Source organism: Chroococcidiopsis sp. SAG 2025, assembly GCF_032860985.1.
GTDB lineage: Bacteria > Cyanobacteriota > Cyanobacteriia > Cyanobacteriales > Chroococcidiopsidaceae > Chroococcidiopsis.
The window spans coordinates 134,678-158,306 of the sequence record NZ_JAOCNC010000005.1; the positions used below are offsets into that span (position 1 = coordinate 134,678).

The following is a 23,629-nucleotide window of genomic DNA, read 5'->3' on the forward strand; positions in this document are numbered from 1 at the left end:
TGTTTCAGCTTGTGGCATACGTTCATCGTAGGCTGAATTCGCTTTTGGATGAATACACAAATCTAGCAGATTATTGCCTAATCCTTCCAACCGAGACGCTAGTTAAGGAAAATATTTCCTATAATGCACGCATGAGAAGTGTTACATCAGTCAGGAATCCGGCATGACAATCGAGACGCTAGACCATACAACCGCGATCGGGGCTTCTCCCATTAGGGAGATTTTGCCAATACAGCAACGCTTGGCGATCGACAAATGTGCGGAATTGGCAGCACTCGTCGATCGGTACACGGACGGCAAGGGAAACGGTCGCCATGCAACGGCGATCGATGCTTTAAATTTCAAGCGAGAATCTGCCCCCGCCGCCATCAGCCAGGCGGTCAGCAAACCACTGCTCGTCATTGTGGTACAAGGCAAAAAACAAGTGCTGCTGAATGAACAGACCTATCAGTACGGTGTCGCTCAATATCTGGTGTATCGGTGGATTTGCCTCTGGGTGGGGGTGTGATAGAAGCAACACCCGCTCAGCCCTATTTAGGATTGAAGGTGAATCTAGACCCAGTCCAACTCAGTGAGATTATTGCTCAAACGAATCTAGGCATTGGTCAAAAAGAGTCAGTCAGAGGTTGCTTCATCAACGATGCCGATTCAACGTTGATTGATTGCGCCATCCGGTTGACAAAGCTTTTAGATGCACCACAGGATATTCCGTTTCTTGCACCGTTGATTATCCGCGAAATCTATTACCGTTTGCTCGCAGATAAACAAGGCGAAGCCGTTCGTCAAGTTGCCACAGATGGCAGAAGCTCTTTTTTCGCAACTGCATAGCTTTTCAACTTATCTGTCACCATTACCTGTGGAGCAAAGCCTTGTTTTTTCAGCAGTTTTTTCAGAAACTTCGCGCGCTGCTGCTTTGTTGCGGTGACTCAGTCTGCACTCGCATTTCGTCTAGATGCCACTTCTTACCTGTTTTGCGGCAATGGTGACGGATTCGATCGGCAAAGGTCTGACTCTGACACCATTCTTCGAATCGCTTCGTAGGTGACGAAAATACCAAGGGTACAGCATCATCTTTTCAAGATCTCTGTAGCTAAGCGAGAAAGAGTTATAGAGCTAGATGCAGTAGCTAATAATCCCTCTCCTAAGAAACCGTATTTGCTTCGGGCTGAGGAATCAGCTCAAAGCCTAAAGCCAGAGCCTTTTTCTGGAGGTTATTGATGATTCGTTCTTGGTAACGTTGCTCATAATAATCCATGCCAGGATCTTGATAGTTAGCTCCAGAAGTCCAAAGTCGGTAGAAAATTCGTGCCAGCTTATGAGCAGTAGCAGTGATAGCTTTGGGTGTACCAAGGCGAGAACGTAAGCGACGATAAAAGGCACCTAAAGCTGAATTGCTTTTGCCAGCTGTTTGTGCTGCCATACGGAAAGCATTGGCAGCAGGGTTAACCACCAAGCGAGTTTGAGAACGTTTAACTTTACCACCAGTGATGCGATTGCAAGGGCAAAGACCAAGCCAGGAAGTAAAGTGTTTAACAGTTGGGAATCGGCTAGGATCTAAACCGACCTCAGAAAGGATGATTTGTACTGTCAGGACACCAAGACCATCCACTTGGGTAAAATCAACCCCACTCATGCGGTAAAGATGAGTACGCAAATCAAAGTTAGGTTCATTGCCTTGAGGTTTGTGACGGGGGTGCTTTGGTTGAGGAAGTGGAGAGTCATTGAGATTAACTTTGTCGCTAAATTGAGCCAAGCACTCCTTGATTTGCAGTCGCAAGCTGCTATCTGAGTTTGATAAACATCGTAAAGTTGTAGTTCTTGTTGAAGTACAAAGACATGCTCACTACGATAATCTCCATTCAACGCGGCGGCAATTTCTGCTTCAGAGCGTTTAGCGCGGTGATGCTTTTTAGCTGCTAAAATTTGCGGGTCTCTTTCTCCAGCAACAATCGCTCGAATAATTGTCATCCCAGTAGTACCAGTAATATCGCTGACGACTTTATGCAGTTGCACGTTCATCTGTGTTAAAGCCTTTTGCATTCGTTGAATATGAACACAAGCACTTTTGATTAGACTATCTCGTTGGCGGATGTAACTCCGCAAAACACAAATCTGGTCTTCTGGGCGAAAAGAACCAGACAACAATCCATAACTATGCAACTGTTGCAGCCATTGACAGTCCAAAATATCAGTTTTGCGTCCAGGTAAAGTTTTGACATGATGAGCGTTGACAAGTTCAACCTCAAAGCCCCTTGTTTCCAAAATTTGAAACAACGCAATCCAATACACCCCTGTTGATTCCATTGCTACAGTTTCCACTCTACATTCAGCCAGCCAATCTGCAAGGGCATACAAGTCAGCAGTGTAACAGCCAAAACGTCTTACACACTTAGATGCTCGGTTTTTTGGAACACTCACGAGCGTGAAATTCTGAACCGATATCAATACCTGCTGCATTTGGGTTGATTGGCTTTAAATCGGAAGTTTCATTCATACTTGGTTGATGGAAACGGGATTTTAACTTTGGTGTTTTCATTATCAAAGGCTCCCTCAGGAATGTGCAGTCATACTAATAGTTGGAAGTGTGCCCTGACCTGGGTTGACGGATGAATACAGTCTCCTAAACGGGATAATGGCTGCTGCCATTTCACCAATGTCATCACCGTCTCAACCCAGAACCAAGCTTCTGTACGGGCGACAAAGCACCATTGGGGGATCGGTCTTAATTGTCAGGACACAATCAAAGTATAGTTTTTTGGTGCATTTTATTTTGTTTCTTCCATCCATAACGGAAGCCAGCGCGTCCGTAAACAGCTTATGTCACTCTGGAAAGAGGAAAATGTCTCGTCTACTCTGAACCTCAAGTAGAATTATAGGTTTAGCGATCGCGTCTCACTTATTGTCATTTAACTTCTTTTGTTGCGAAAATACGTATTAATAGGGCTTGTAGATTATTTTTCTCGAAAGTGACATAACAGGATTAAGCCTGAGTAGTTACGTTTCAACACAAAAGTTCACCCAAACACTGGGGATTGCCCTTGACAGATTGGAATAGTACATTTAAACTAGCAGTTAATTAACTGCGCGGTTAAGTATCAAATGTCCACTGACTCTTTGAGCGTTACCCTTGCTGCCCTGGCTGATCCTACCCGTCGAGCAATTCTGGCACAACTCGCTCAGGGAGAAACCACCGTCACAGAACTCGCTGAACCGTTTGAGATGAGTTTACCTGCCATCTCCAAACATCTCAAAGTGCTGGAACGTGCTCAACTGATTACGCGCAGCCGAGATGCACAGTGGCGACCCTGCCACCTCAATCCAGAACCGCTGAAGGATTTAGCAGACTGGCTGGAACACTACCGCCGATTTTGGGAACAGAGTTTCGATCGCCTGGATGAGTATCTACAAGAGTTACAAGCAAACGAACAAAAACAGAATCGCAAAAAGTAATGTGATTTGTGCATCAGTCTAACTAGCATTCAATCTTGTTATCAATCAAAAATCAATCCAAGAATTGTAATCAGGAGAAAAACCTCATGCCTTACGTTGATGGTTTTGTTTTAGCTGTCCCTACAGTCAACAAAGAAGTTTACAAGCAACATGCAGAGAGCACGGCGATCGTATTTAAGGAATACGGGGCACTCAAGTTGATTGAATGTTGGGGGGATGACGTTCCTGAAGGTGAAGTCACATCATTTCCTTTAGCCGTTCAGTGTCAGGCAGATGAAACAGTTTGTTTTTCTTGGGTTGTTTGGCCCTCACGCGAAATCAGAGATGAGGGGTGGAAGAAAGTTATGGCAGACCCACGCATGCAGCCTGAAAAGAATCCAAATGCTGAAATGCCGTTCGATGGCAAGCGGATGATCTATGGCGGCTTCGAGATGATTGTTGATAGGTAGCTTTTGAAATCAGCGACTTAAAGACAGAAGCTTAACAGGAGGAATCCAGTGCTAACAACTCAAAAAATCGTCCCTTGTTTGTGGTTTAATGGCGACGCTGAAGAGGCGGCTAAGTTCTATGTCTCGCTGCTGCCAGATTCGCGTATCGATCGCATTTTGAAGTCTCCCGCTGACACGCCGAGTGGACCCGCTGGAATGGTCTTGACGGTCGAATTCACGTTGGCTGGTCTGCAATACGTGGGGCTAAACGGTGGATCGCAGTTTCCGTTCACTGAAGCTGTGTCGTTTCAAATCCATTGTGATGACCAAGCTGAAGTCGATCGCCTATGGGCTGCGATCGCAGAGGGCGGATCGGAAATCGCCTGCGGCTGGGTCAAAGATCGGTGGGGATTTCCCTGGCAGATCGTACCCAGGCGGATGATCGAATTACTTAACGACCCCGACACAGCCCGTGCCCGACGTGCCCAAGAGGCGATGATGCAAATGGTCAAGATCGATATTGCCACGATCGAGCGTGCAGCGAACGGTATCAGTTAGCCGAATCATTGGAGGAATTATGTCTAGAAAAATCTTTGTCAATCTACCTGTCAAGAACCTGAAGCAGTCCATCGACTTTTTTACAAAACTTGGCTTCAGTTTCAACCCCCAATTCACCGATGAGACGGCGACTTGCATGATTGTGAGTGAGGACATCTTTGTCATGCTCTTGACTCACGACAAATTCAAATCCTTCACGCCCAATCCCATCTGTGACGCGACGAAAAGCACTGAAGTGTTGACCTGTTTATCGAGTGAGAGCCGGGAAGCAGTTGATGAGATGGTGAGCAAGGCGATCGCTGCTGGCGGCAACACCTACAACGAACCGCAAGATCGCGGATTTATGTACGCGCATGGCTTCCAGGATTTAGACGGACACATCTGGGAACTCGTGTATATGGAATCCAGTGCCATCCAATCTGGTGAACATCTAACAGAGCAATACGCGGACGCACAAGCATGAATAATGCCACGACAATCCCCGATCGCCAACTCACGATCGCCCGCACATTTGATGCGCCTCGCAGCCTGGTATTCAAAGTTTGGACTCAACCCGAACATTTCTCTCGTTGGTTGGGTCCAAAGGATTTTACGGCGATCGCCTGCCACATGAACGTACAGGTTGGGGGTATGTATCGAGCCTGTATTCGCTCTCCCGAAGGCACCGACCATTGGATGCAGGGTATCTATCGCGAAATCATTGATCCAGAGCGTTTGGTTTTCACGTTTGCCTGGGAGGACGAGAATAACCGACCCAAACATGAAACGCTGGTTACTGTGACGTTTGAGGAACAGGACAACAAAACGTTGATGACGTTCCAGCAAGCCATTTTTGAATCCACTGAATCACGGAATGCTCACAACACAGGTTGGTCAGAATGTTTCGATCGCCTTGCAACCTATTTAACCGAACTGTGAAATTGAGAGGTTCGTATGATGAAATCTAATCCCATTGTTTGGTGTGAAATTTATGTCCAGGACATGGATCGGGCAAAAAGTTTTTACGAGTCTGTGTTTCAGATGAAGCTGGAGAAGCTCGAAAGTCCTGGAATGGATATGTGGGCATTTCCGATGGCTATGGATAAAGTTGGTGCGTCTGGTGCATTGGTCAAGATGGAAGGGGTCAAGTCTGGTGAGAGCGGCACGATACCCTATTTCCACTGTGATGAGGTGGCTATAGAATTAGAGCGTGTCGTTGCCGCTGGTGGTCAAATCCAACAGCCAAAAACATCGATCGGTCAATATGGATTCATGGCCTTGATTGTCGATACAGAAGGAAATATGATTGGCTTACATATGCCACCCAATGAGATGAAGTGAGATTGATGCTTCGCAATTGGTATCTAACTCACCAAATTGCACTGACTATGTATAAATTTGCTGCTGCTTCGGGGAATGAACTGATCGTGTTTGGCTCCGCTCGTCCTGGATATAGTAACGAGCAAGTCACTGAGTGGATTGAATTTATGCAAAATCAGAACATCAAGCGGGTGTGCTGTTTGCTTCCTGAATCTCAACTGTCTCGCTATGCCAATCTACTGGATATTTATCGACAAACTTTTGGACTCGATCGCATATGTTGGACACCGATCAAGGATTTCCACTTTGCCACCCCCGAAATTCTCATCCACCAAATTTTACCGTTCTTAGCGACTGCTAATCAGGAGGATGAAAAGGTCGTTGTTCATTGTTCTGGTGGCATTGGGCGCACGGGACATATTTTGGCAGCTTGGCTTGTGGCTGGACGAGGACTCTCTAACAAAGCCGCGATCGATGCTGTTAAGCAAACTGGAAAAAATCCTTACGAAGCAGTTATCGCCGCCCCATTCAAAGGACGCAATCCGTGGAAAGTTGCTGCGGAACTCAACCTGCTACTTGATGAATGCAATCGATGGAGGGGCAATAAAAATCTGGCGTTGCTGAATAGTGGTATGAATCATTGCGGCACAGGCACCTCTCCAAATTTGAGATAGTGCAGCAGCAAGCGCAGCGAATGTTTCAACATGTCCGTGGTATTTGGAGTAGCACAAGGTCTTGCGATGGAGCCGAGCGAGATAATGGCGTAAGCGTGTATTTTCTCCCTCCACTCGTGTCATGTAGGTCTTACTGATGATCTGGTCGCCATCGGGAATAAAGCGCTTGGTAAACCGACCATCCATCGGTGACATAGAAGAAGCATTTCCACTGGGACACGATTGCCCACAAAGGGCGGAAGGTGTCAGCACTATGGTCGCCTACCAGCCAACCATGTTTTGCTAGAATGCCGAGAAGAACCAGAGCGTATCCGTCCAAGTTGTAGTCAACTAGGAAGGTCATTCTGTCTGTGCAACACGCTTCGCTTTTTGTGCCTCCAGTTTTGCCCACAGCTCTTTGTTTTCCATCTGGCGTGGCATCTGTGCAATTCGCGCCAAGCGATTGTGATTGCGCTCTTCCCAATAGGAGCGAATTTCTTCTCTAGTCTGTAGTACTTCTTGATACTCAGCTTCGACTTGAGCGCGATTTGCTTCCAGGTAAGACAAGGCACTATCGATCTGCTCGTCTGTCAGATTGAACTTGTCACGGATAAGTTTAGGTGGATATTGCGCCTTTAAAAAATCCATCACCTCATAAACAGTGATTCGAGTTCCCCCAATCGTCAGTCCGCGTTCTGTACGGACGATCGCTGCTTGTCCATTTGATGCTAAAGTCATACCCTTAGCTCCTTGGAGTTCAACTCCATCATACATTACACCTAAGAGCGATCGCTCTTCAGTTGTCCACGCTGCCTCAAACTGTGCTAACCACTCTTCACACACGCAGTTGCCTCATTTGATTTTTCTGCCATTCCCTGCAACTTCCTGCGACAGCTCCTCCAATAGAGGACTTGATGCTTTGGGGCATCGGGGCTGCTTCTACTGCCACTTGGGGGGGCTGGTCGTAGTCCTGGTACTGGCGCGATGCCAACGGCTGTTCGCGAAGCGACCTTCGCTTCTGTTGCACCCAGCCACCAGTGGATGAACTCTTTGCGCTGCCAAGTTGCCTCTTTAATAGTTGAGGTGGCGATCTTTGGCAATCCCCCAATTAAGTATAGTGCTGTTTGTCCTTTGGAGATCATCCCACTACTGTGTCTCGATTCCCCCGAGGGAGCGTCATCATTTATTACGCTCCCTGCATCAAGTTACTTGGATGCCTAAGCCAGAGAGTCACCTCCCTGATTCGGCTACAAAACCGTGCATGAAACGTTAATTTCACACGGCTCCTCAGTGAATTAGTGCTTGTCACGCACACCTCTAAGTTCAGAGTTAAAAGGGATTAAGGTTGAGATAATCCTCATCTATCTCTGGAACTGTAACAGCAAATTTATCTTCTGCCGTTTTAGCATCATGGCAATGTCCATGAAGTAATTGAAGGTTGTCATAACTATCATTACCGCCTTGGGAGCGGGGGATTTTATGGTCGATTTCCATCAAATCTTCATAGTGAAAAAACAGTCCACAGTGAGTACACTTTCCTTTCTGCATCTTCAGGAGTGTTGCCACCCTGATTGGAGCTTCGGGATGAAACCCCATTCTGGAACTCCAGTATACCCAGTCACCATCAAACGGACTACGGCTTCCTTGCACCTGTATGTGTCTCACAATGCGAGTTTCACGGTGCTTGAGTAAGCGAATTTTCTGGTTATGGGGTTTAAATACCCAATTATCAGACCCTACGGTTTGCCAATACTTTTGACAACTCCATCGGGAAGATTTATTAGGATGACGATGTTCTGCCCATGCTTTTAGCTGACTGAATAATGTTGTATCAGCCTGGTTAAATAGGCGTTTACTGACGACACCTGAGTAGTAGTTTGTCCATCCACGGATGACGGGATTCAAATGAGCGATTAAATCAGATTGTGGTACTGACTTATGCCCATCAATCAATTTACCTATCTTCTGCGTGTGTGTCTTCAGCTTTGCTTTACTTGGGGTAATTAGAGTTTTGTAACCAAGTAATTTTCCGCTTGAGCTTTTACCACTGTGATATTTTCCAACAGGAAATTGTCGAACAGTGAAACCCAGAAAATCAAAACCAACCTTACCTTCATACATATTAAGTGTATGGGATATTCGGGTTTTACTTGGTTTCAATTTTAGCCCTAATTCGCTTAACCACTCACTAATAATCTGCTGACATCTTTGGATAACGGCAAGGTCTTTATGCAGAATCAAAAAATCATCTGCAAATCGAATTAAGCTTATTGCTGTAAAGTTCGCCGCTTTACAACCGGGTAAACTTAAAGCAACTTGTTTAATTCTATTCTCCATACCGTGGAGGGCTATATTCGCTAATAACGGCGAAATCGTACCCCCTTGTGGAACACCCATCGATGCTGTGTTGTCAGATTTCTCCCTCAAAGCATATTCGGAGAAATCAATCACTCCCGCTTTTAACCATGCACGAATTTGTCGGCGAATGGTGGGGAATGTATTTAATTTTGACAGCAGAACATTATGAGCGATTTTGTCAAAACATTTTGCAATATCGGCATCCAACACATATTTAGGTTTAAACTTGATAGTGTTGAATATTGCCTTCATTGCATCATGGGCGTTTCTTCCTGGTCGGAAGCCGAAGGAGTTTGGCTCGAAGCGAGCTTCCCATTCAGGTTCTAGGGCTAGTTTTACTAACGATTGCAAGGCGCGGTCGTATAGAGTGGGTATAGAAAGGGGTCTTTTTTCTCCCTTTGTGCCGGGCTTTGGTATCCACACCCTGCGAGTGGGAGCGGCTTTATGACCTAGTTTCAGGGATTGTACTAAGATGAGACGTGCTTTTGGGGACAGGTTTTTCCGCCCATCCACTCCTGCCGTCTTCTTACCTCGGTTGTCCTGTGTTACCCTACGAGCCGCTAAACACTTTGCTGACCAGGAGTGCAACAACGTTTTTTGGAGTTGACGAACTGCTTTGACATCGCCACGCTGCGAGGCTTTGTAGATGCGCTTTTGCAACTTGAATACTTTCCTCTGGTGCTTTCGCCAGGGGATAGCATTCCATTCCACCGTAGTCTTTAAACTCGTTTTAGCCATATAAATTGCTACCAGTACCTCTACAATCCAAGTCACCGTGCCTCCGTCTGCATATCCTCTGGCTTTCCCAAAGGCTTTAGCTTCTGAGGCAATCCTTCCCCTTGAAGGCTTATGGCTGGCTACCTGCTCAGGAAATCGACCATTTCCTGAGAGCGCATCAGGGGGTTACTTCGTTCCCAATTTTTCGTTTGTCGTTGGTTTTAGGGTTCTCTCTCTTCATCGGGTTTATTGTGAGTGCATATTGGTCTGCCGCTTAATCAGCCAACCACTTATCCTTTCCCTTTTGGGACAAGCCCAAGAGCCTTTTGGCTTGTTTTGCATTACGATGATTCAGTCAAGAGATTCGTATTCCTACCCATGACCAGCTATGCTAGGCGGGATTCCACATTAGGCTTGCAGTTACCGCCATGATTCCCCGCTTCACCCCAACAAAGAACCACTTTGTTGAAGTGGGGGACTTGCAGTCACTCCTGCACTTGGAGGGATGGAATTACACCATCACGAAAAATTGAGTTATCAAGGTTCAGTGGAGATTTCTTTCTCCTATCTTCCTTGTCTGTCATCCCCGAATATTTCTATTCGTTTCGACAGAACGAATCACACTAGCGGCTTGCAAACATAAACGCTCCGACTTACAAACAGGAGAATTTTCGGCTCACATTAATTGCAACTAAGAACGCACTCTGGCTCAAATTAATTGCAACTCGGCTCACATTAATTGCAACTGAGCTTGCAAACAAAACATTTGGCTCAAATTAATTGCAACTGACAAATACTTGCATTGCAGTAGCTCCGTGATGAAATCATTCAAATTGGTAGTCCATCTACCAACATTTGCTCTTGTAATTCACGAGTCCTCACTGGGTCAAGCTGACCGCGAAACAGCGATCTGATTTCAGATTGTTTAGCATTAAATTGTTCTGCCAAACTTCTCACGTCATAGCCATGCCTGGTGAGAGTGGGTTCCAAATCGTCAATTTGTTTAGAGAGAACCGACTCTACAATTGCCTTTGTTACAGGCTTTTCGCCAAACAGGTACGCTGCCTCAAAAGCTAGCGTTAAATGCTGTTCGATTTGTAGCGGTGTCCTCAAGCGTGCAGCCAACAGCTCAAGGGCTTCTGTCTCTAAAATCTCGCCAATTTCAGTTCCCTCTTGGACACATTCTTGGATTAACCATTCGATATACTCTCTTTGAGAACCAGTAATCCCGTCAAAAGCAAATACTGTTGCCCGATATCCAATTTCTTCCATCGTCGGACGGCGCAGATCGTTTTTCAGTTTGGGATGACCAGCCAATACGACTGAAAGCGTGCCACCACCGTCTTCAACGACTTCAATTAAACGCTTAAGTCCGGTCAAGGTGCTGCTATGTAGAGCGTGAGCTTCATCGACAAACAGTGCTACGGGCTTTTTACCTTTTTACCTTTCTTCACCAACGAGCGCAGTTCCCGTTCTCGTTTTTCCCCAGTTGTGGGGATTTTCACTTCCTTATCTGCCGACAGATCGTAGAATAAAGCAGCAATCAGTGTCGAGAGCATCGCACGGTCTTTATCTACAGAAAGTGATTTCGAGACCAGGATTTTTCCTTCTTTGTCCAAAATTTCAAACAAACGTCGCAACGTGGTCGTCTTGCCACAACCAATAATTCCTGTGAGAGCAACCAGCTTGCCTGAATGAATAGCGGCAATAATATCTTTGAACATTTGCTTTTGTTGCTCGGTTTCGTAATATCCAGCTTTACGAAATTCCTTTACCAAGCCAAAGTGTTCCATCACCTCAGTGAGCATGTTCCCCTCCTTTTGGCAGGAGAAAATACTGTCGCACCCGCGACATCACTGCTTTTTTATTCAAGGTTTCAGCTAACAGTGCATCAATAAATGCCCGTTGTTCTTCTGATAGTTTTGCTAGTGGCTGACCAAGGTATTCTGCAATCGCCCGTTTAGCAAACAATACGGTCGGATATGTAAATTCTTGCCATGGATCTGGGTCGCTGAAGGGTGTGACAGGTAGTTCTAGCGAGCTGTACTTATCCGCCCGCTCCACCAGAAACTGTAGATCCGTGTTTTTGTCCAAAGCGGCGCGTGGCAAGCCTAACTCGGATGCCAAAGCTGCAATCCGGTCTACTCGTTCTTGGGTTCTAGTTTTCTTGAATTTACGGTAACGATGTAAGGGGATGGGACCATCGACTGGGTAAAAAGGTCCATAGCGTCCCAAGTCCTTCTCAACATACAGTTCATTGTCAAATAAACCCCACCACAGCACCACGGTTTCACCTGCCAGGTCAGGATCTACCTCATAAGCCACGCCCTCAACCGATACTCTAGCATCTGCGCCCACTTTCCTTCGCTGCGGAGAGCGGGCAAAGGTACAGAACCGTTCCCAACTACACATTGAGCTGATACCGCTCTGCGGCAGATTCTTTCGCCAATCTTCCATTCGCGAGTGTGGTTCACTACGGTGTGGCTTGTCGTTGTAATGCAGCAGGTATTGGCGCAACCATAGGTTAGCCTCGGCCTCATTTTCTGGTTCGTGAAAGTGGTACAAAGTTTCGTGTGCTTCTTTCACCGTCCGAAATGGTCTTTCCACTTTGCCCTTAGCGCGAGCTGTGACTCGACGACCATCCTTTCCCTGAGGCATATGCGTGACCAGCTTGATTCCCAAGCAGTTCATCACATTTTGAAATACCTGACTTTTGGCAATCGGACCATTATCCGTGTAAATCATTTCTGGAATCCCTTGGAAGGGAAACCCGTCTTGTGCTTTGGCTGTCATGGCATTGAATAGAAAGCGCAATGCCGCTTCGACATCCTCCCCGTAGACGCAGTGATATTCTTGATAACACACGCCACTGCGGTCATCCACAACGCTGTAGAGCATTAGTAGTGGGTTTCCCCTTCCAGGTTCGACCCATGAGGGTTGCTTGACGTGTTTGAGATCGGATGGGCTTAAGTCAAAGTGCCAGCATTCATTGCTACTGGTTGCCTGAAAGCGCACCGCAGGCGGCTGACGGGTCATGGTGAGATGGTCGTAGCCCCATGTTTTCAGGTAGCGGTTGACGGTAGCTTTAGAAAGCATTCCCTTGGGTGGTTGAATAAACCCCTGTGGCGTGTCCATCCCATACTCTTCCAACAGTTCGATTGCCCGTGCAGTCGAAAGATGTCGCCCTTTTTTGTTACAGGTGCGGATTTTCATCGCGGCGATGACTTCACAATAAAGCTCCATCTCCACTCGTGATAGCTTTCGAGGTATTCCACTATCCGAACGGTGGATGGATTTGGGCGATCTGGAGTTACGCAAAGCTCGATATAGAGTATCAATCGACACCCCATATAATGAAGCCGTTTCTTCAACCAGCTGCCGCCGTGACTGACAACGGCTCGGCAGTAGATCGAGTCGATGGCGCAAGTTGATTAAAGCTTCGGGCGGGATTTTCTTGCGGGTCACACGCTTAAAGCAGTTCGCCTCCACAGATCGTTACGATCTTGGTTGTACCAGAAAACTGACCACAGAAAATACTTTCTGTTGCCAGTTGGTGACAAAAGTGGGTGAATGTGAGTTAGATTCTCTTCAGATGAGGTGGAAAAACTCACCACAGAAATTTTTGAGGTGAATTTTGGCGCTGTGGACCCAACCCCATTACCGGAAGCAACAGCACTACTACTGGAGTATGAAGCTTTTTTGTCTGGCAAGACTTCTAGCACAGTTGATGCTTATCTACGAGTCTTGCGTCAAGTAGTCCAATGGATTGCACAACGTCCTGGTAGTGGTGGCGAGTTTCATCCCCAACTCTTGACCAAAACAGCAATAGAAACCTACATTGCCGCTCTCGAAGCCAATGGTTACAGTATTACTCATCGAGCGCGGGTCAAGTCGGCTGTGAGCGGTTTCGCCCGATGGCTGATAGAGGAGAAGGGGATTTTACAGCGCAACCCGACTAGGGGCTTGGATATTCCACCGCAGCCGCTCCTAGCTCCAAGAATGCTAACTGCTGACCAACGCTATATTCTCCGCCACCTAATTGAACGGGACGGCTCGCCCCGCAGCGCCGCGCTGTTTGCATTAGGATACTGGGCTGGTTGTCGCGTCAGTGATGTTTCATGGCTGCTGATGGAGCAGACTCATGTTGGTCCCAAGGTTGGCTGGCTGCACGTTGGTTACAAGGGAGGAAAAGGGCGAGACATCGATCTAGTCAATGCTGCCAGACGACCGTTGTTTGAGTATATTCATCACGGGGGACGAGACCCTGAAAGTCCTTACGTTTTTACTTCGCAGCGAAGCCAGCGACTCACGGAAGCAGGCGTTCACCGCTGGTGGAAGAACATCAAAGCCCATGCCAAGTTTGACGAGTGGAAATTGATTGGTGATGTGACGTTTCACGACCTGCGACATGATTTTGCTCACCGAGCACGGGAAGTTGGTTGGACTTTGGAAGAAGTTGCATATTATCTCGGTCATATTACCAAAAAGGGAACTCCGGCAATTCAAACGACTGTACGCTACACCCAAGGCAGCCGACAGCAAGTAAAAGCCAAACTTGGACTACTTAAGGGCTAAAGCACCGTATGGAGATAGATGAATTGATTACTGTAGTTCCTTATCAGCCTCACTGGCCCGCTCTTTTTCATCAGGAACAACAGCGCCTACAACAGGCACTGACTAGACACATATTTAATATTCAACATATCGGCAGCACCGCAGTCCCTGGTTTAGCTGCTAAGCCTATCATTGATATCCTGATTGGGGTGCAGACGCTCTCCCATAACTCTTTCCCCATCACTGTTCTCCAGACACTTGGCTACGAGTATTTAGGTGAGGCTGGCATACCAGGACGGTTATATTTTCGCCGCCGTCATGAGAGAGCGTTTAATGTTCACTTGGTGCAGTGGGGCAGTAACTTATGGACTAATAATCTGCTGATTAGAGATTTTCTTTGCGCGCACCCAGAGGTGGCAGAGCGATATGGGCAGCATAAGCAGGAGTTGATTAAAAGTGGGGTAAGGACATTGCTAGCCTATTCCGAAAAGAAGGATTCATTAGTTGCTGAACTGTTGCATCGCGCTCAAGTTTGGAGAGCTGAAGGTTGTAGCAGCGTTGATTAAAATTCAATTCTTCACAAAGCTCTAGAAGTCTGAAGTGCCTTTGTGGTGCTATTTCAAAATATCAAACCCCCTGTCAATTGTTTCACTAACTGTCAGTTGCAATTAATTTGAGCCAAATGTTTTGTTTGCAAGCTCAGTTGCAATTAATGTGAGCCGAGTTGCAATTAATTTGAGCCAGAGTGCGTTCTTAGTTGCAATTAATGTGAGCCGAAAATTCTCCTGTTTGTAAGTCGGAGCGTTTATGTTTGCAAGCCGCTAGTGTGATTCGTTCTGTCGAAACGAATAGAAATATTCGGGGATGACAGACAAGGAAGATAGGAGAAAGAAATCTCCACTGAACCTTGATAACTCAATTTTTCGTGATGGTGTAATTCCATCCCTCCAAGTGCAGGAGTGACTGCAAGTCCCCCACTTCAACAAAGTGGTTCTTTGTTGGGGTGAAGCGGGGAATCATGGCGGTAACTGCAAGCCTAATGTGGAATCCCGCCTAGCATAGCTGGTCATGGGTAGGAATACGAATCTCTTGACTGAATCATCGTAATGCAAAACAAGCCAAAAGGCTCTTGGGCTTGTCCCAAAAGGGAAAGGATAAGTGGTTGGCTGATTAAGCGGCAGACCAATATGCACTCACAATAAACCCGATGAAGAGAGAGAACCCTAAAACCAACGACAAACGAAAAATTGGGAACGAAGTAACCCCCTGATGCGCTCTCAGGAAATGGTCGATTTCCTGAGCAGGTAGCCAGCCATAAGCCTTCAAGGGGAAGGATTGCCTCAGAAGCTAAAGCCTTTGGGAAAGCCAGAGGATATGCAGACGGAGGCACGGTGACTTGGATTGTAGAGGTACTGGTAGCAATTTATATGGCTAAAACGAGTTTAAAGACTACGGTGGAATGGAATGCTATCCCCTGGCGAAAGCACCAGAGGAAAGTATTCAAGTTGCAAAAGCGCATCTACAAAGCCTCGCAGCGTGGCGATGTCAAAGCAGTTCGTCAACTCCAAAAAACGTTGTTGCACTCCTGGTCAGCAAAGTGTTTAGCGGCTCGTAGGGTAACACAGGACAACCGAGGTAAGAAGACGGCAGGAGTGGATGGGCGGAAAAACCTGTCCCCAAAAGCACGTCTCATCTTAGTACAATCCCTGAAACTAGGTCATAAAGCCGCTCCCACTCGCAGGGTGTGGATACCAAAGCCCGGCACAAAGGGAGAAAAAAGACCCCTTTCTATACCCACTCTATACGACCGCGCCTTGCAATCGTTAGTAAAACTAGCCCTAGAACCTGAATGGGAAGCTCGCTTCGAGCCAAACTCCTTCGGCTTCCGACCAGGAAGAAACGCCCATGATGCAATGAAGGCAATATTCAACACTATCAAGTTTAAACCTAAATATGTGTTGGATGCCGATATTGCAAAATGTTTTGACAAAATCGCTCATAATGTTCTGCTGTCAAAATTAAATACATTCCCCACCATTCGCCGACAAATTCGTGCATGGTTAAAAGCGGGAGTGATTGATTTCTCCGAATATGCTTTGAGGGAGAAATCTGACAACACAGCATCGATGGGTGTTCCACAAGGGGGTACGATTTCGCCGTTATTAGCGAATATAGCCCTCCACGGTATGGAGAATAGAATTAAACAAGTTGCTTTAAGTTTACCCGGTTGTAAAGCGGCGAACTTTACAGCAATAAGCTTAATTCGATTTGCAGATGATTTTTTGATTCTGCATAAAGACCTTGCCGTTATCCAAAGATGTCAGCAGATTATTAGTGAGTGGTTAAGCGAATTAGGGCTAAAATTGAAACCAAGTAAAACCCGAATATCCCATACACTTAATATGTATGAAGGTAAGGTTGGTTTTGATTTTCTGGGTTTCACTGTTCGACAATTTCCTGTTGGAAAATATCACAGTGGTAAAAGCTCAAGCGGAAAATTACTTGGTTACAAAACTCTAATTACCCCAAGTAAAGCAAAGCTGAAGACACACACGCAGAAGATAGGTAAATTGATTGATGGGCATAAGTCAGTACCACAATCTGATTTAATCGCTCATTTGAATCCCGTCATCCGTGGATGGACAAACTACTACTCAGGTGTCGTCAGTAAACGCCTATTTAACCAGGCTGATACAACATTATTCAGTCAGCTAAAAGCATGGGCAGAACATCGTCATCCTAATAAATCTTCCCGATGGAGTTGTCAAAAGTATTGGCAAACCGTAGGGTCTGATAATTGGGTATTTAAACCCCATAACCAGAAAATTCGCTTACTCAAGCACCGTGAAACTCGCATTGTGAGACACATACAGGTGCAAGGAAGCCGTAGTCCGTTTGATGGTGACTGGGTATACTGGAGTTCCAGAATGGGGTTTCATCCCGAAGCTCCAATCAGGGTGGCAACACTCCTGAAGATGCAGAAAGGAAAGTGTACTCACTGTGGACTGTTTTTTCACTATGAAGATTTGATGGAAATCGACCATAAAATCCCCCGCTCCCAAGGCGGTAATGATAGTTATGACAACCTTCAATTACTTCATGGACATTGCCATGATGCTAAAACGGCAGAAGATAAATTTGCTGTTACAGTTCCAGAGATAGATGAGGATTATCTCAACCTTAATCCCTTTTAACTCTGAACTTAGAGGTGTGCGTGACAAGCACTAATTCACTGAGGAGCCGTGTGAAATTAACGTTTCATGCACGGTTTTGTAGCCGAATCAGGGAGGTGACTCTCTGGCTTAGGCATCCATGTATCGATAGGGTCCCGTACCTAAGTACAGGACAAAAATTGTAGAATATCCAAGAACTCATCCATTTTCTGCTCCAGATTGAGAACAATGTTTCGTAGATGGTCAAAGCCATAACGAAAAATGCTCTTAGCTCTGCGTCCATGCTTTTTAATGGGACTTTGTAAGAAAGATGGAGCAAATTGAGCTAGAATGCGGGTAGGAGTTGCGTTTTACGTCAGTCTCGACAGGAGCAACGTAAGGTGAAAGATCAAGTACCAGCAGCGATGCCGCAGTGCTTTGAGAACTGGTGTCGTCGGTTTGATGATGTATTTTCGCGTCAGAAGCAGCGGCAGGAATTTCGTGTTTATCTAGGGGGACTGCTGGGTGAGAGTCAGCGCAAAAACCTGAGCCAACTGGTCACAAATACAGTAGATGGCTCCTACAACAGCCTCAGACATTTTCTCAACAATGCCCCTTGGGATGAAGTCAAGCTAAATAATCGGCGGTTGGAGGTGATGCACCAGTGTCGCCAGACGACCCCGAGTCAAGGTTTCACATTGATTGTAGATGATTCGGGACATCGCAAAAGTGGTGCGGCTACTGATGGGGTAGGACGGCAGTACATTGGGGAGATTGGCAAGACTGACAATGGTATTGTGCTGCTGACTACCTACTTGTATGATGGAGTGCGACGTCTGCCGTTAGATGTTGCACTCTATCAACACGCAAGTTTATTCGAGCAAGGCAAGGCAGACCCCAACTTCCAGAAAAAACCTGACCTGGCTCTAGACTTGGTTGACCAATGCTTGAAGCGCGGTTATCGACCGGGTGTGACTGTAATTGATGCAGGCTACGGTAATAACACGCCTTTTCTCAAGCAGTTGGAGTCGAGAAACCTAACTTACGTGGCAGCAATCGCCAAAAACCGCCAAGTTACTGCTCAAACATCAGGTGATGAGTCTGCTCGTAAGCAGGGATTAGAAGCTATTGCTCAAACCTTGGCAGTGGAGCAGTTCACACCTGTGCAACTCAATCTGGAGCAGCCCCGGACAGTTTGGGTGGCGCTGTTACCAGTTCACGTTCCGAAGCTCGAAGGCACTCGCTGGCTGGCGATTCAACTCAATGCCTCTAGTTTCGAGCAAGCGACGGAGGTGGATTACTTTCTCACCAATGCCTCTGACAACCAAGTCAGTGCGGCTTGGGTAGCTCAAACATATTCTGCTCGCAACTGGGTGGAGGTCTTCTATCGAGAAGCCAAGGGCTGGTTGGGTTTGAGTGAGTATCAAGTTCGGGATGCTCTGAGTATGAAGCGTCATTGGGTTTTAGTGTTCATCGCTTACACCTTCATCCTTTGGCATCAGTTGACCGGCGGATTCCGCAGACGTTGGGCAACCAAACCCTTACAAACCTTTGCCGAAGCATTGGAGGCATTCCGCACCGCAGTCGAGTTTCGTTTGGTCCGCTGGCTTAATGAGCATGTTGATGTATTTGCCTCTCACAGAGCTAAGTTCGGCTATATTTGGGCTTAGAAAGTTTTAAAGTCCCACTAGCCAATGCAAGCAGTATGAATTTCCAGTCTTGCTTGTGGGAGTGCCTCGAACAACAAGTACTGGCCGGAAAATACGACTCGCTCCAAATATCAGCGTGGGATATTTGTCATCCGAGCAATTTGAATTGTACTTGTTGCGTTTTTGTAGTGGCACAAGATGCGCTGTTGATAGTCGTCGGGTAATGAATCTACAATTTGAGTCATAGTTTTACCTCTTGGCAACAGCACTAAAACAGCCTTGACTCAGCTTAACCGAATGTGAGTCAATGTGCCACGAGTGCCATAAACAAGCGCTTTAGTTTCAACCGCTCGTTAGATAGTTCGAGAATTTCTTGACTATCGAGTATTACCCTAGCTTCGGCTTCACTGAGCGCGAGCCTGCCGCTTCTGAGCTTACAAAACCAGCAAACAAAGCCGACTATTGATGTGCTTCCATATAGGCACGGAGCAATTGATTGATCTGCGTTTGATAGCCCCGCCCTTGAGACTTAAACCATTTTAGTACATCGCTATCAATGCGAAGTGTCACCTGAGTTTTGACTTTGGCAACAGGTAAACCCCGTCGCACTACTGCCTTGGCAAACATTTCTGGCGTAATCTCTGGGCAATCCGATAGATCGATATCTTCATCGGTCATTGCATCCAATCGTTGCCAATCAGTTTGAGAGTTGCTCGAAGTAGATTCGTCGTTCATATTTGGTCGCTTTTCTAGCAGAAATAATTCGGGTACAATCCTCGCGCTCCGTATGAACAACAGCAACAACTCGCCCTTGCAACAAACCGAGTGTAATAAAACGCTGTTCCCCATAACTGTAACGGTCATCCTCAACTGTTAAAGTATCTCCATCGAATACATCTGGGATGTCAAGAAAATCAATACCGTGCTTGCGAAGATTAGCAAGACGTTTTGCTTCATCCCATTCGTATTCCATGCGCGAACGACAGTTACAATTTCCTATTGTAGTTACAAATTGTCGTTACAGCTATCCCTGTTTAGCAACTTCGTTCCCCAACGATCCGCTAGCAACTTCAAACCACTGCCTCAGCCGATGATTCGCAACATAACAATCGCGTACCTGAAAACTCCAGTTCATCACGGCATCGGTCGGAGAACTAGGCGTGACAGTATAGCTACCCAATAGAGCGAAGCGTCGTATACTTGTCACCACCTTTCTTGACTACAAGCGAGAAAAGAATCTCAAAATCGTTCACTCATACGGTTGCCTGCTGTTCCCGCTCTAGCTTCTCGGCGATCGCTTGGCGCAACCATTCTGCTAAATCACCATTGGCAGAGTCTTCCGCAGCTTTTCTTAAGGAAGCGGGTACGCGAAAAGTAATTTTACTAGCGATTGGTTCGTCTTCTGTATAAAACTTTCCTTTTACCCGTTGCGCTTTCATATCTTGACTAGCTAGTTATGCTTCATTCTATAAATCTATACACTAATAGCTTAAATCATGTCGACAGATGCTGACAAATCCTCAATTCTGACAAAAGCATGAAGTTACTTTGCCAAACTCCTTGATAATACCATGTCGACATGGTATTATATTTGTAATTGAAAAGGCGATCGCTCCAGCCTGACAAACTCAAGCGATCGCCTACTATCCCTTGACGAAAAAGGACTAGTTTACTATGGCATATCTTACCGCAGCCGACGCGATAGGTGCAAACCAGTGTTATCGCTACTACGTCGATCTAGCCAGCGAAGAGCGTGACTACCAAGGCGTACCAGAGTATACCAGAACAATTGATGTGGTAGTGACGCAGCCAAGCAAAGAAGCGATCGCCCAACTAATTGCAGCGTGTAGCTGGTTGAAGGGTTACTCCGTTGTCTCCTACAACAAACCGAGTTCTGAAGAAGCGCCGTTCTAATTCGTAACTGGGCTTGGGGCTAAATACCCCAAGCCATTGTTGTAGGAGACAGATCGTGATGACTAACATAACCAAAGCAGACAATCTGCAATCGATTGAAAGCGTGTTGATTGGGGGCGACTTGTCGCAATTGTCGCCACAAGACCGTCTGAAATACTACACGCGCTTGTGTGAAGCTTTAGGACTTAATCCCCTAACCCAACCATTTGCTTACATCCGACTTAACGGCAAACTAAAGCTATATGCCTTGCGGGAAGCAACCGAGCAGTTACGGAAAATCCACCACGTCTCAGAGCGAATCACTAATCGTGAATTAGTGGCAGATTCGATTTATGTAATGACAGCGCAAGCTACTTTACCGGATGGACGCTGTGACGAATCAATTGGTGCAGTATCAATTGACCGATTACAGGGTGAGGCACTAGCCAATGCGGTGATGAAAGCGGAGACAAAAAGCAAGCGACGAGTCACGCTTTCCATCTGTGGATTAGCGTTTCTAGACGAGACAGAAGTAGATTCAATTCCCAATGTCCAGCATCAACCAACTGACTGGGGGCCGCCTGAGAATGATAGCCAACCGTGGAGAGCGTGGAAGAATCCAACTGATGCACTCGAATGGGCGAGAGAATGCTTGCCGCATCTAACTGTTGAGCAAATCAAAGCCCAGTTTGATTCCCTAGATGCACCACCAGGAAGGAAAGCGCCTGCATGGGTAGCCAGAGTCAATCAGTTGAAGCAAGTCTACACGACTTCGGGTGAGCGATCGGTCGCTCAGCTACCTACATAAGAATCTTGGCTCTTGTGAATTTCAAGAGCCTTTCGTCATGGAAGAAGAATAATGATCGCAACCGAGCAGAAAACCGAGCAGAATTTTGATAACTTCTCAAGCGTATTAGATCGCCTAGACGAATTTGGACTAACTCCCATCCAGTTTCGCATCTACTGTCATTTATTCAAAAATGCCGTGGATGGCGTAGTTTCAGAATCAAGCGAGAGTATAGCTAGGGTGTGCAAGTTGACCCGGATCACAGTTATACGGGTGGTATCTGACTTGTCAAAAATGAATCTAATCCAATGCGATCGCACTGCTGGGAAGAAGACAGTTTTTCACCTAAAGCCGTGTTCTGATTGGCGACAACTTGTACCCAAACAGAAACAACCAATTGCCAAACAGCAAAGCAAAGTCGTCCAATTGAGAGGGGGCGATAGTTGTCAACTCTTATCAGATACCTGTAAACCAGATTTACCTGTCAACGAATTTAACACCCAGCAGGCAAGAGAAGAATACCCTATAGGGTATTCTTCTCTTGCCCCTGCTTCCAAACCAGTCAACGAAATTGACGTGTCAACTGCTGATACAGCACAACTGGACGAAAAGCTAGCAGCAGCGAGGGAGCGAGGATGGGGAGATACCGGAACCTGGTGGAATGACTTAGGGCAACAGATGGTGACGGTAAATCGTTTTGTAGTATCGGTTGCCGAGTTCATGGGGCGATCGCTCGATAGCTTCGATGTTGGACGACAGATATGTGCAGAAGGACTTGCCATGTGTCGGAAGCAGATTGAAAAGATTAAACAAAGAAAGAGCCAACAACTGTGTGATCGAGCAATGGCAATTGCTAGCTCATAGCAATGGCGCTCGTCTTAGTTTTGGTCGTTGTTTGAGATTGGCAACTTGAGATGACTGGGAAAAATACTCAACGAGTACAACTATGCCTAAAATTAAATCGCGTTCCGACAGCACGGAGGATGTGAAACAGGCGCGCCTAGCTGCGGCACATAGTTTCAGAAAAGGCGATCGCGTGCGCCACAAAGTCACCCAGAAGCTAGGAGTATTCCAAGAACTCAACTTAGGTTTTGCGCTACCGGAAGTGTGGGTGCAGTTTGAGAGCGAACGCGAAATTGCAGTGACTCTCTCTTGTAACCCGCTCGAATTGGAGAAAATAGACTCTAGCAGCCAAGAGCAAGGAACACAAATTGACAACGAGCTACCAGGAGTCGAGCAAGTGTCCGCCGTGAGCGTGGAGATCTTATCAGAACTGAGCGAACCAGAAGCAGCCGAGCGCCACCGACTGGAACAAAAAGTGGAAAGAGCATTCTATGAAGCGGCACTCGCGCTTCGAGAATTGCACGAGCGCAAGCTTTACCGTTCTACTCACAGCCGCTTCGACCATTACTGCCGCGATCGCTTTGGCTTTTCCCAGCAGAATGCCGATTTACTGATTCGAGCGGCTGGGGTGATTGACAACTTGAAAGTTACAACCAATGGTTGTAAGTTTTTCCCAACGAACGAACGCCAAGTCAGACCGCTAACAAAGCTAGAACCGGACGAGCAACGTGAAGTATGGCAGCAAGCATTAGTTGCATCTAACGGTAAGGTTCCTAGCAGTCGAGTCGTCAAAGGCATCGTCGAGCAGCTCAAAGAAAAGCCCCTAGTGCTTGCTAAAGACTATTGCCAGGTGGGTGATATATTCACCTTGGTCAGGCTGGAAGGTAAAGAAAAGAAATATAACGGCTGCTCTTGCGTCGCAGTGGAACCAAGAGACTTTACAGTGATTGTTGACGTACACGACACAACTCTAACTGTGAAGCCTGAAAACTTGAATAAAATCGATTCCCCCGAAGTCCATCGGCAGTTACCACAGATTTTGCAGCGGATAAGGAAAGTCAGGGAAGTGCCTGGATTTCGCGATCGCGCAGCTTACGCCATGCTGGAGCATTTAGGACGGCAAACTTATCTCACACCTTTGGAGGAGAAGATTTTGCAGGTCATCGAGCAAGACTATGGGGTTGTGGATGTTGGACGGGAAGTGGAAAAGTGAGTTTAAGGGCGTGCCGAACGACGCTCTCGGCCGATAGCGGACAATACTAACAGGAAAACACTTCGATCGTGACGA

Annotated in this window: 23 protein-coding genes and 6 pseudogenes; 16 read left to right on the forward strand and 13 right to left on the reverse strand. The window is 46.6% G+C overall.

Annotation, left to right across the window (positions count from 1 at the left end):
* Positions 1–163 precede the first annotated feature (163 nt).
* A pseudogene (locus tag N4J56_RS37970) lies at positions 164–828 on the forward strand (AraC family transcriptional regulator).
* Here N4J56_RS37970 and N4J56_RS37975 read toward each other — a convergent pair.
* Both N4J56_RS37975 and N4J56_RS37980 read right to left on the reverse strand, forming a co-directional pair.
* Positions 801–890, reverse strand: a pseudogene (locus tag N4J56_RS37975) (IS6 family transposase); the annotation flags it as partial. The pseudogenes N4J56_RS37970 and N4J56_RS37975 sit on opposite strands and share 28 nt — an antisense overlap.
* A 251-nt stretch (positions 891–1,141) precedes the next feature.
* A pseudogene (locus tag N4J56_RS37980) lies at positions 1,142–2,494 on the reverse strand (IS110 family transposase).
* 605 nt (positions 2,495–3,099) lie between these two features.
* On the opposite strand from N4J56_RS37980, the gene N4J56_RS37985 reads away from it, so the two are divergent.
* The 7 genes from N4J56_RS37985 to N4J56_RS38015 all read left to right on the forward strand — a co-directional run bounded on the left by N4J56_RS37985 (position 3,100) and on the right by N4J56_RS38015 (position 6,409).
* Entirely contained in the window at positions 3,100–3,450 is a 351-nt protein-coding gene (locus N4J56_RS37985; protein WP_317112120.1) for a metalloregulator ArsR/SmtB family transcription factor, read from the forward strand.
* An 86-nt stretch (positions 3,451–3,536) separates the two neighbouring features.
* A complete protein-coding gene (locus tag N4J56_RS37990) occupies positions 3,537–3,899 on the forward strand; it encodes a DUF1428 domain-containing protein (RefSeq protein WP_317112122.1) in 363 nt (120 codons plus the stop codon).
* Between the two features lie 48 nt (positions 3,900–3,947).
* On the forward strand, positions 3,948–4,436 hold the full coding sequence (locus tag N4J56_RS37995) for a VOC family protein (RefSeq protein ID WP_317112123.1): 489 nt from the start codon (positions 3,948–3,950) through the stop codon (positions 4,434–4,436).
* A gap of 19 nt (positions 4,437–4,455) precedes the next feature.
* The gene (locus N4J56_RS38000) at positions 4,456–4,899 is read left to right on the forward strand and encodes a VOC family protein (protein ID WP_410500835.1); all 444 of its coding nucleotides are present in this window, start codon (positions 4,456–4,458) and stop codon (positions 4,897–4,899) included.
* Positions 4,896–5,354 carry an SRPBCC domain-containing protein gene (locus N4J56_RS38005; RefSeq protein WP_317112126.1) on the forward strand — a complete coding sequence of 153 codons (459 nt, stop codon included), beginning with the start codon at positions 4,896–4,898 and terminating at the stop codon, positions 5,352–5,354. Before N4J56_RS38000 ends, N4J56_RS38005 begins: the two co-directional genes overlap by 4 nt.
* An 18-nt stretch (positions 5,355–5,372) precedes the next feature.
* A complete protein-coding gene (locus tag N4J56_RS38010; RefSeq protein WP_410500836.1) occupies positions 5,373–5,756 on the forward strand; it encodes a VOC family protein in 384 nt (127 codons plus the stop codon).
* A 47-nt stretch (positions 5,757–5,803) separates the two neighbouring features.
* Positions 5,804–6,409 (forward strand): dual specificity protein phosphatase family protein, encoded by a 606-nt coding sequence (locus tag N4J56_RS38015; protein ID WP_410500837.1) that lies wholly within the window; start codon positions 5,804–5,806, stop codon positions 6,407–6,409.
* Here N4J56_RS38015 and N4J56_RS38020 read toward each other — a convergent pair.
* The 6 genes and pseudogenes from N4J56_RS38020 to N4J56_RS38050 form a co-directional block, all read right to left on the reverse strand.
* Positions 6,373–6,683 (reverse strand): annotated as a pseudogene (locus tag N4J56_RS38020) (IS1 family transposase); the annotation flags it as partial. The gene N4J56_RS38015 and the pseudogene N4J56_RS38020 sit on opposite strands and share 37 nt — an antisense overlap.
* Positions 6,684–6,748: 65 nt before the next feature.
* A complete protein-coding gene (locus tag N4J56_RS38025) occupies positions 6,749–7,126 on the reverse strand; it encodes a DUF433 domain-containing protein (RefSeq protein WP_410500838.1) in 378 nt (125 codons plus the stop codon).
* Positions 7,127–7,212: 86 nt separating this feature from the next.
* Complete coding sequence (locus N4J56_RS38030; RefSeq protein WP_317112131.1) at positions 7,213–7,530, reverse strand: hypothetical protein; 318 nt, start codon at positions 7,528–7,530, stop codon at positions 7,213–7,215.
* A 187-nt stretch (positions 7,531–7,717) separates the two neighbouring features.
* Positions 7,718–9,484, reverse strand: coding sequence for a group II intron reverse transcriptase/maturase (gene ltrA, locus N4J56_RS38035; RefSeq protein ID WP_410500839.1), 1,767 nt, complete (start codon positions 9,482–9,484; stop codon positions 7,718–7,720).
* A gap of 807 nt (positions 9,485–10,291) precedes the next feature.
* Positions 10,292–11,271 (reverse strand): annotated as a pseudogene (locus N4J56_RS41690) (ExeA family protein).
* Entirely contained in the window at positions 11,261–12,913 is a 1,653-nt protein-coding gene (locus tag N4J56_RS38050) for an IS481 family transposase (RefSeq protein WP_317112449.1), read from the reverse strand. Before N4J56_RS38050 ends, N4J56_RS41690 begins: the two are co-directional and overlap by 11 nt.
* Positions 12,914–13,060: 147 nt before the next feature.
* On the opposite strand from N4J56_RS38050, the gene N4J56_RS38055 reads away from it, so the two are divergent.
* The 4 genes from N4J56_RS38055 to N4J56_RS38075 all read left to right on the forward strand — a co-directional run bounded on the left by N4J56_RS38055 (position 13,061) and on the right by N4J56_RS38075 (position 18,839).
* Positions 13,061–14,038, forward strand: a complete 978-nt coding sequence (locus tag N4J56_RS38055; protein WP_317112136.1) for a tyrosine-type recombinase/integrase — start codon at positions 13,061–13,063, stop codon at positions 14,036–14,038.
* Positions 14,039–14,046: 8 nt separating this feature from the next.
* Positions 14,047–14,583, forward strand: a complete 537-nt coding sequence (locus tag N4J56_RS38060; protein ID WP_317112138.1) for a GrpB family protein — start codon at positions 14,047–14,049, stop codon at positions 14,581–14,583.
* Between the two features lie 861 nt (positions 14,584–15,444).
* Positions 15,445–17,211, forward strand: coding sequence for a group II intron reverse transcriptase/maturase (gene ltrA, locus N4J56_RS38065; RefSeq protein WP_410500839.1), 1,767 nt, complete (start codon positions 15,445–15,447; stop codon positions 17,209–17,211).
* A 359-nt stretch (positions 17,212–17,570) separates the two neighbouring features.
* On the forward strand, positions 17,571–18,839 hold the full coding sequence (locus N4J56_RS38075) for an IS701 family transposase (RefSeq protein WP_317104593.1): 1,269 nt from the start codon (positions 17,571–17,573) through the stop codon (positions 18,837–18,839).
* A gap of 32 nt (positions 18,840–18,871) precedes the next feature.
* On the opposite strand, the pseudogene N4J56_RS41695 reads toward N4J56_RS38075, so the two are convergent.
* The 5 genes and pseudogenes from N4J56_RS41695 to N4J56_RS38100 form a co-directional block, all read right to left on the reverse strand.
* Positions 18,872–19,063, reverse strand: a pseudogene (locus N4J56_RS41695) (DUF1830 domain-containing protein); the annotation flags it as partial.
* Positions 19,064–19,277: 214 nt separating this feature from the next.
* Complete coding sequence (locus tag N4J56_RS38085) at positions 19,278–19,553, reverse strand: BrnA antitoxin family protein (protein ID WP_317112142.1); 276 nt, start codon at positions 19,551–19,553, stop codon at positions 19,278–19,280.
* Positions 19,516–19,791, reverse strand: a complete 276-nt coding sequence (locus tag N4J56_RS38090) for a BrnT family toxin (RefSeq protein ID WP_250017768.1) — start codon at positions 19,789–19,791, stop codon at positions 19,516–19,518. Before N4J56_RS38090 ends, N4J56_RS38085 begins: the two co-directional genes overlap by 38 nt.
* Positions 19,792–19,842: 51 nt before the next feature.
* The gene (locus tag N4J56_RS38095; protein ID WP_317112145.1) at positions 19,843–20,025 is read right to left on the reverse strand and encodes a hypothetical protein; all 183 of its coding nucleotides are present in this window, start codon (positions 20,023–20,025) and stop codon (positions 19,843–19,845) included.
* A gap of 46 nt (positions 20,026–20,071) precedes the next feature.
* Positions 20,072–20,257: a hypothetical protein gene (locus N4J56_RS38100; RefSeq protein WP_317112147.1), complete on the reverse strand. Its 186-nt coding sequence runs from the start codon at positions 20,255–20,257 to the stop codon at positions 20,072–20,074.
* Between the two features lie 235 nt (positions 20,258–20,492).
* Here N4J56_RS38100 and N4J56_RS38105 point away from each other — a divergent pair, with 235 nt between their 5' ends.
* From N4J56_RS38105 to N4J56_RS38120, 4 genes are all read left to right on the forward strand, one after another.
* Positions 20,493–20,732, forward strand: coding sequence for a hypothetical protein (locus tag N4J56_RS38105; RefSeq protein ID WP_317112148.1), 240 nt, complete (start codon positions 20,493–20,495; stop codon positions 20,730–20,732).
* Positions 20,733–20,787: 55 nt separating this feature from the next.
* Positions 20,788–21,519, forward strand: coding sequence for a hypothetical protein (locus N4J56_RS38110; protein WP_317112149.1), 732 nt, complete (start codon positions 20,788–20,790; stop codon positions 21,517–21,519).
* 51 nt (positions 21,520–21,570) lie between these two features.
* Complete coding sequence (locus N4J56_RS38115; protein WP_317112151.1) at positions 21,571–22,362, forward strand: hypothetical protein; 792 nt, start codon at positions 21,571–21,573, stop codon at positions 22,360–22,362.
* A gap of 82 nt (positions 22,363–22,444) precedes the next feature.
* Positions 22,445–23,554, forward strand: a complete 1,110-nt coding sequence (locus tag N4J56_RS38120; RefSeq protein WP_317112152.1) for a hypothetical protein — start codon at positions 22,445–22,447, stop codon at positions 23,552–23,554.
* The last annotated feature ends 75 nt before the right edge of the window (positions 23,555–23,629 follow it).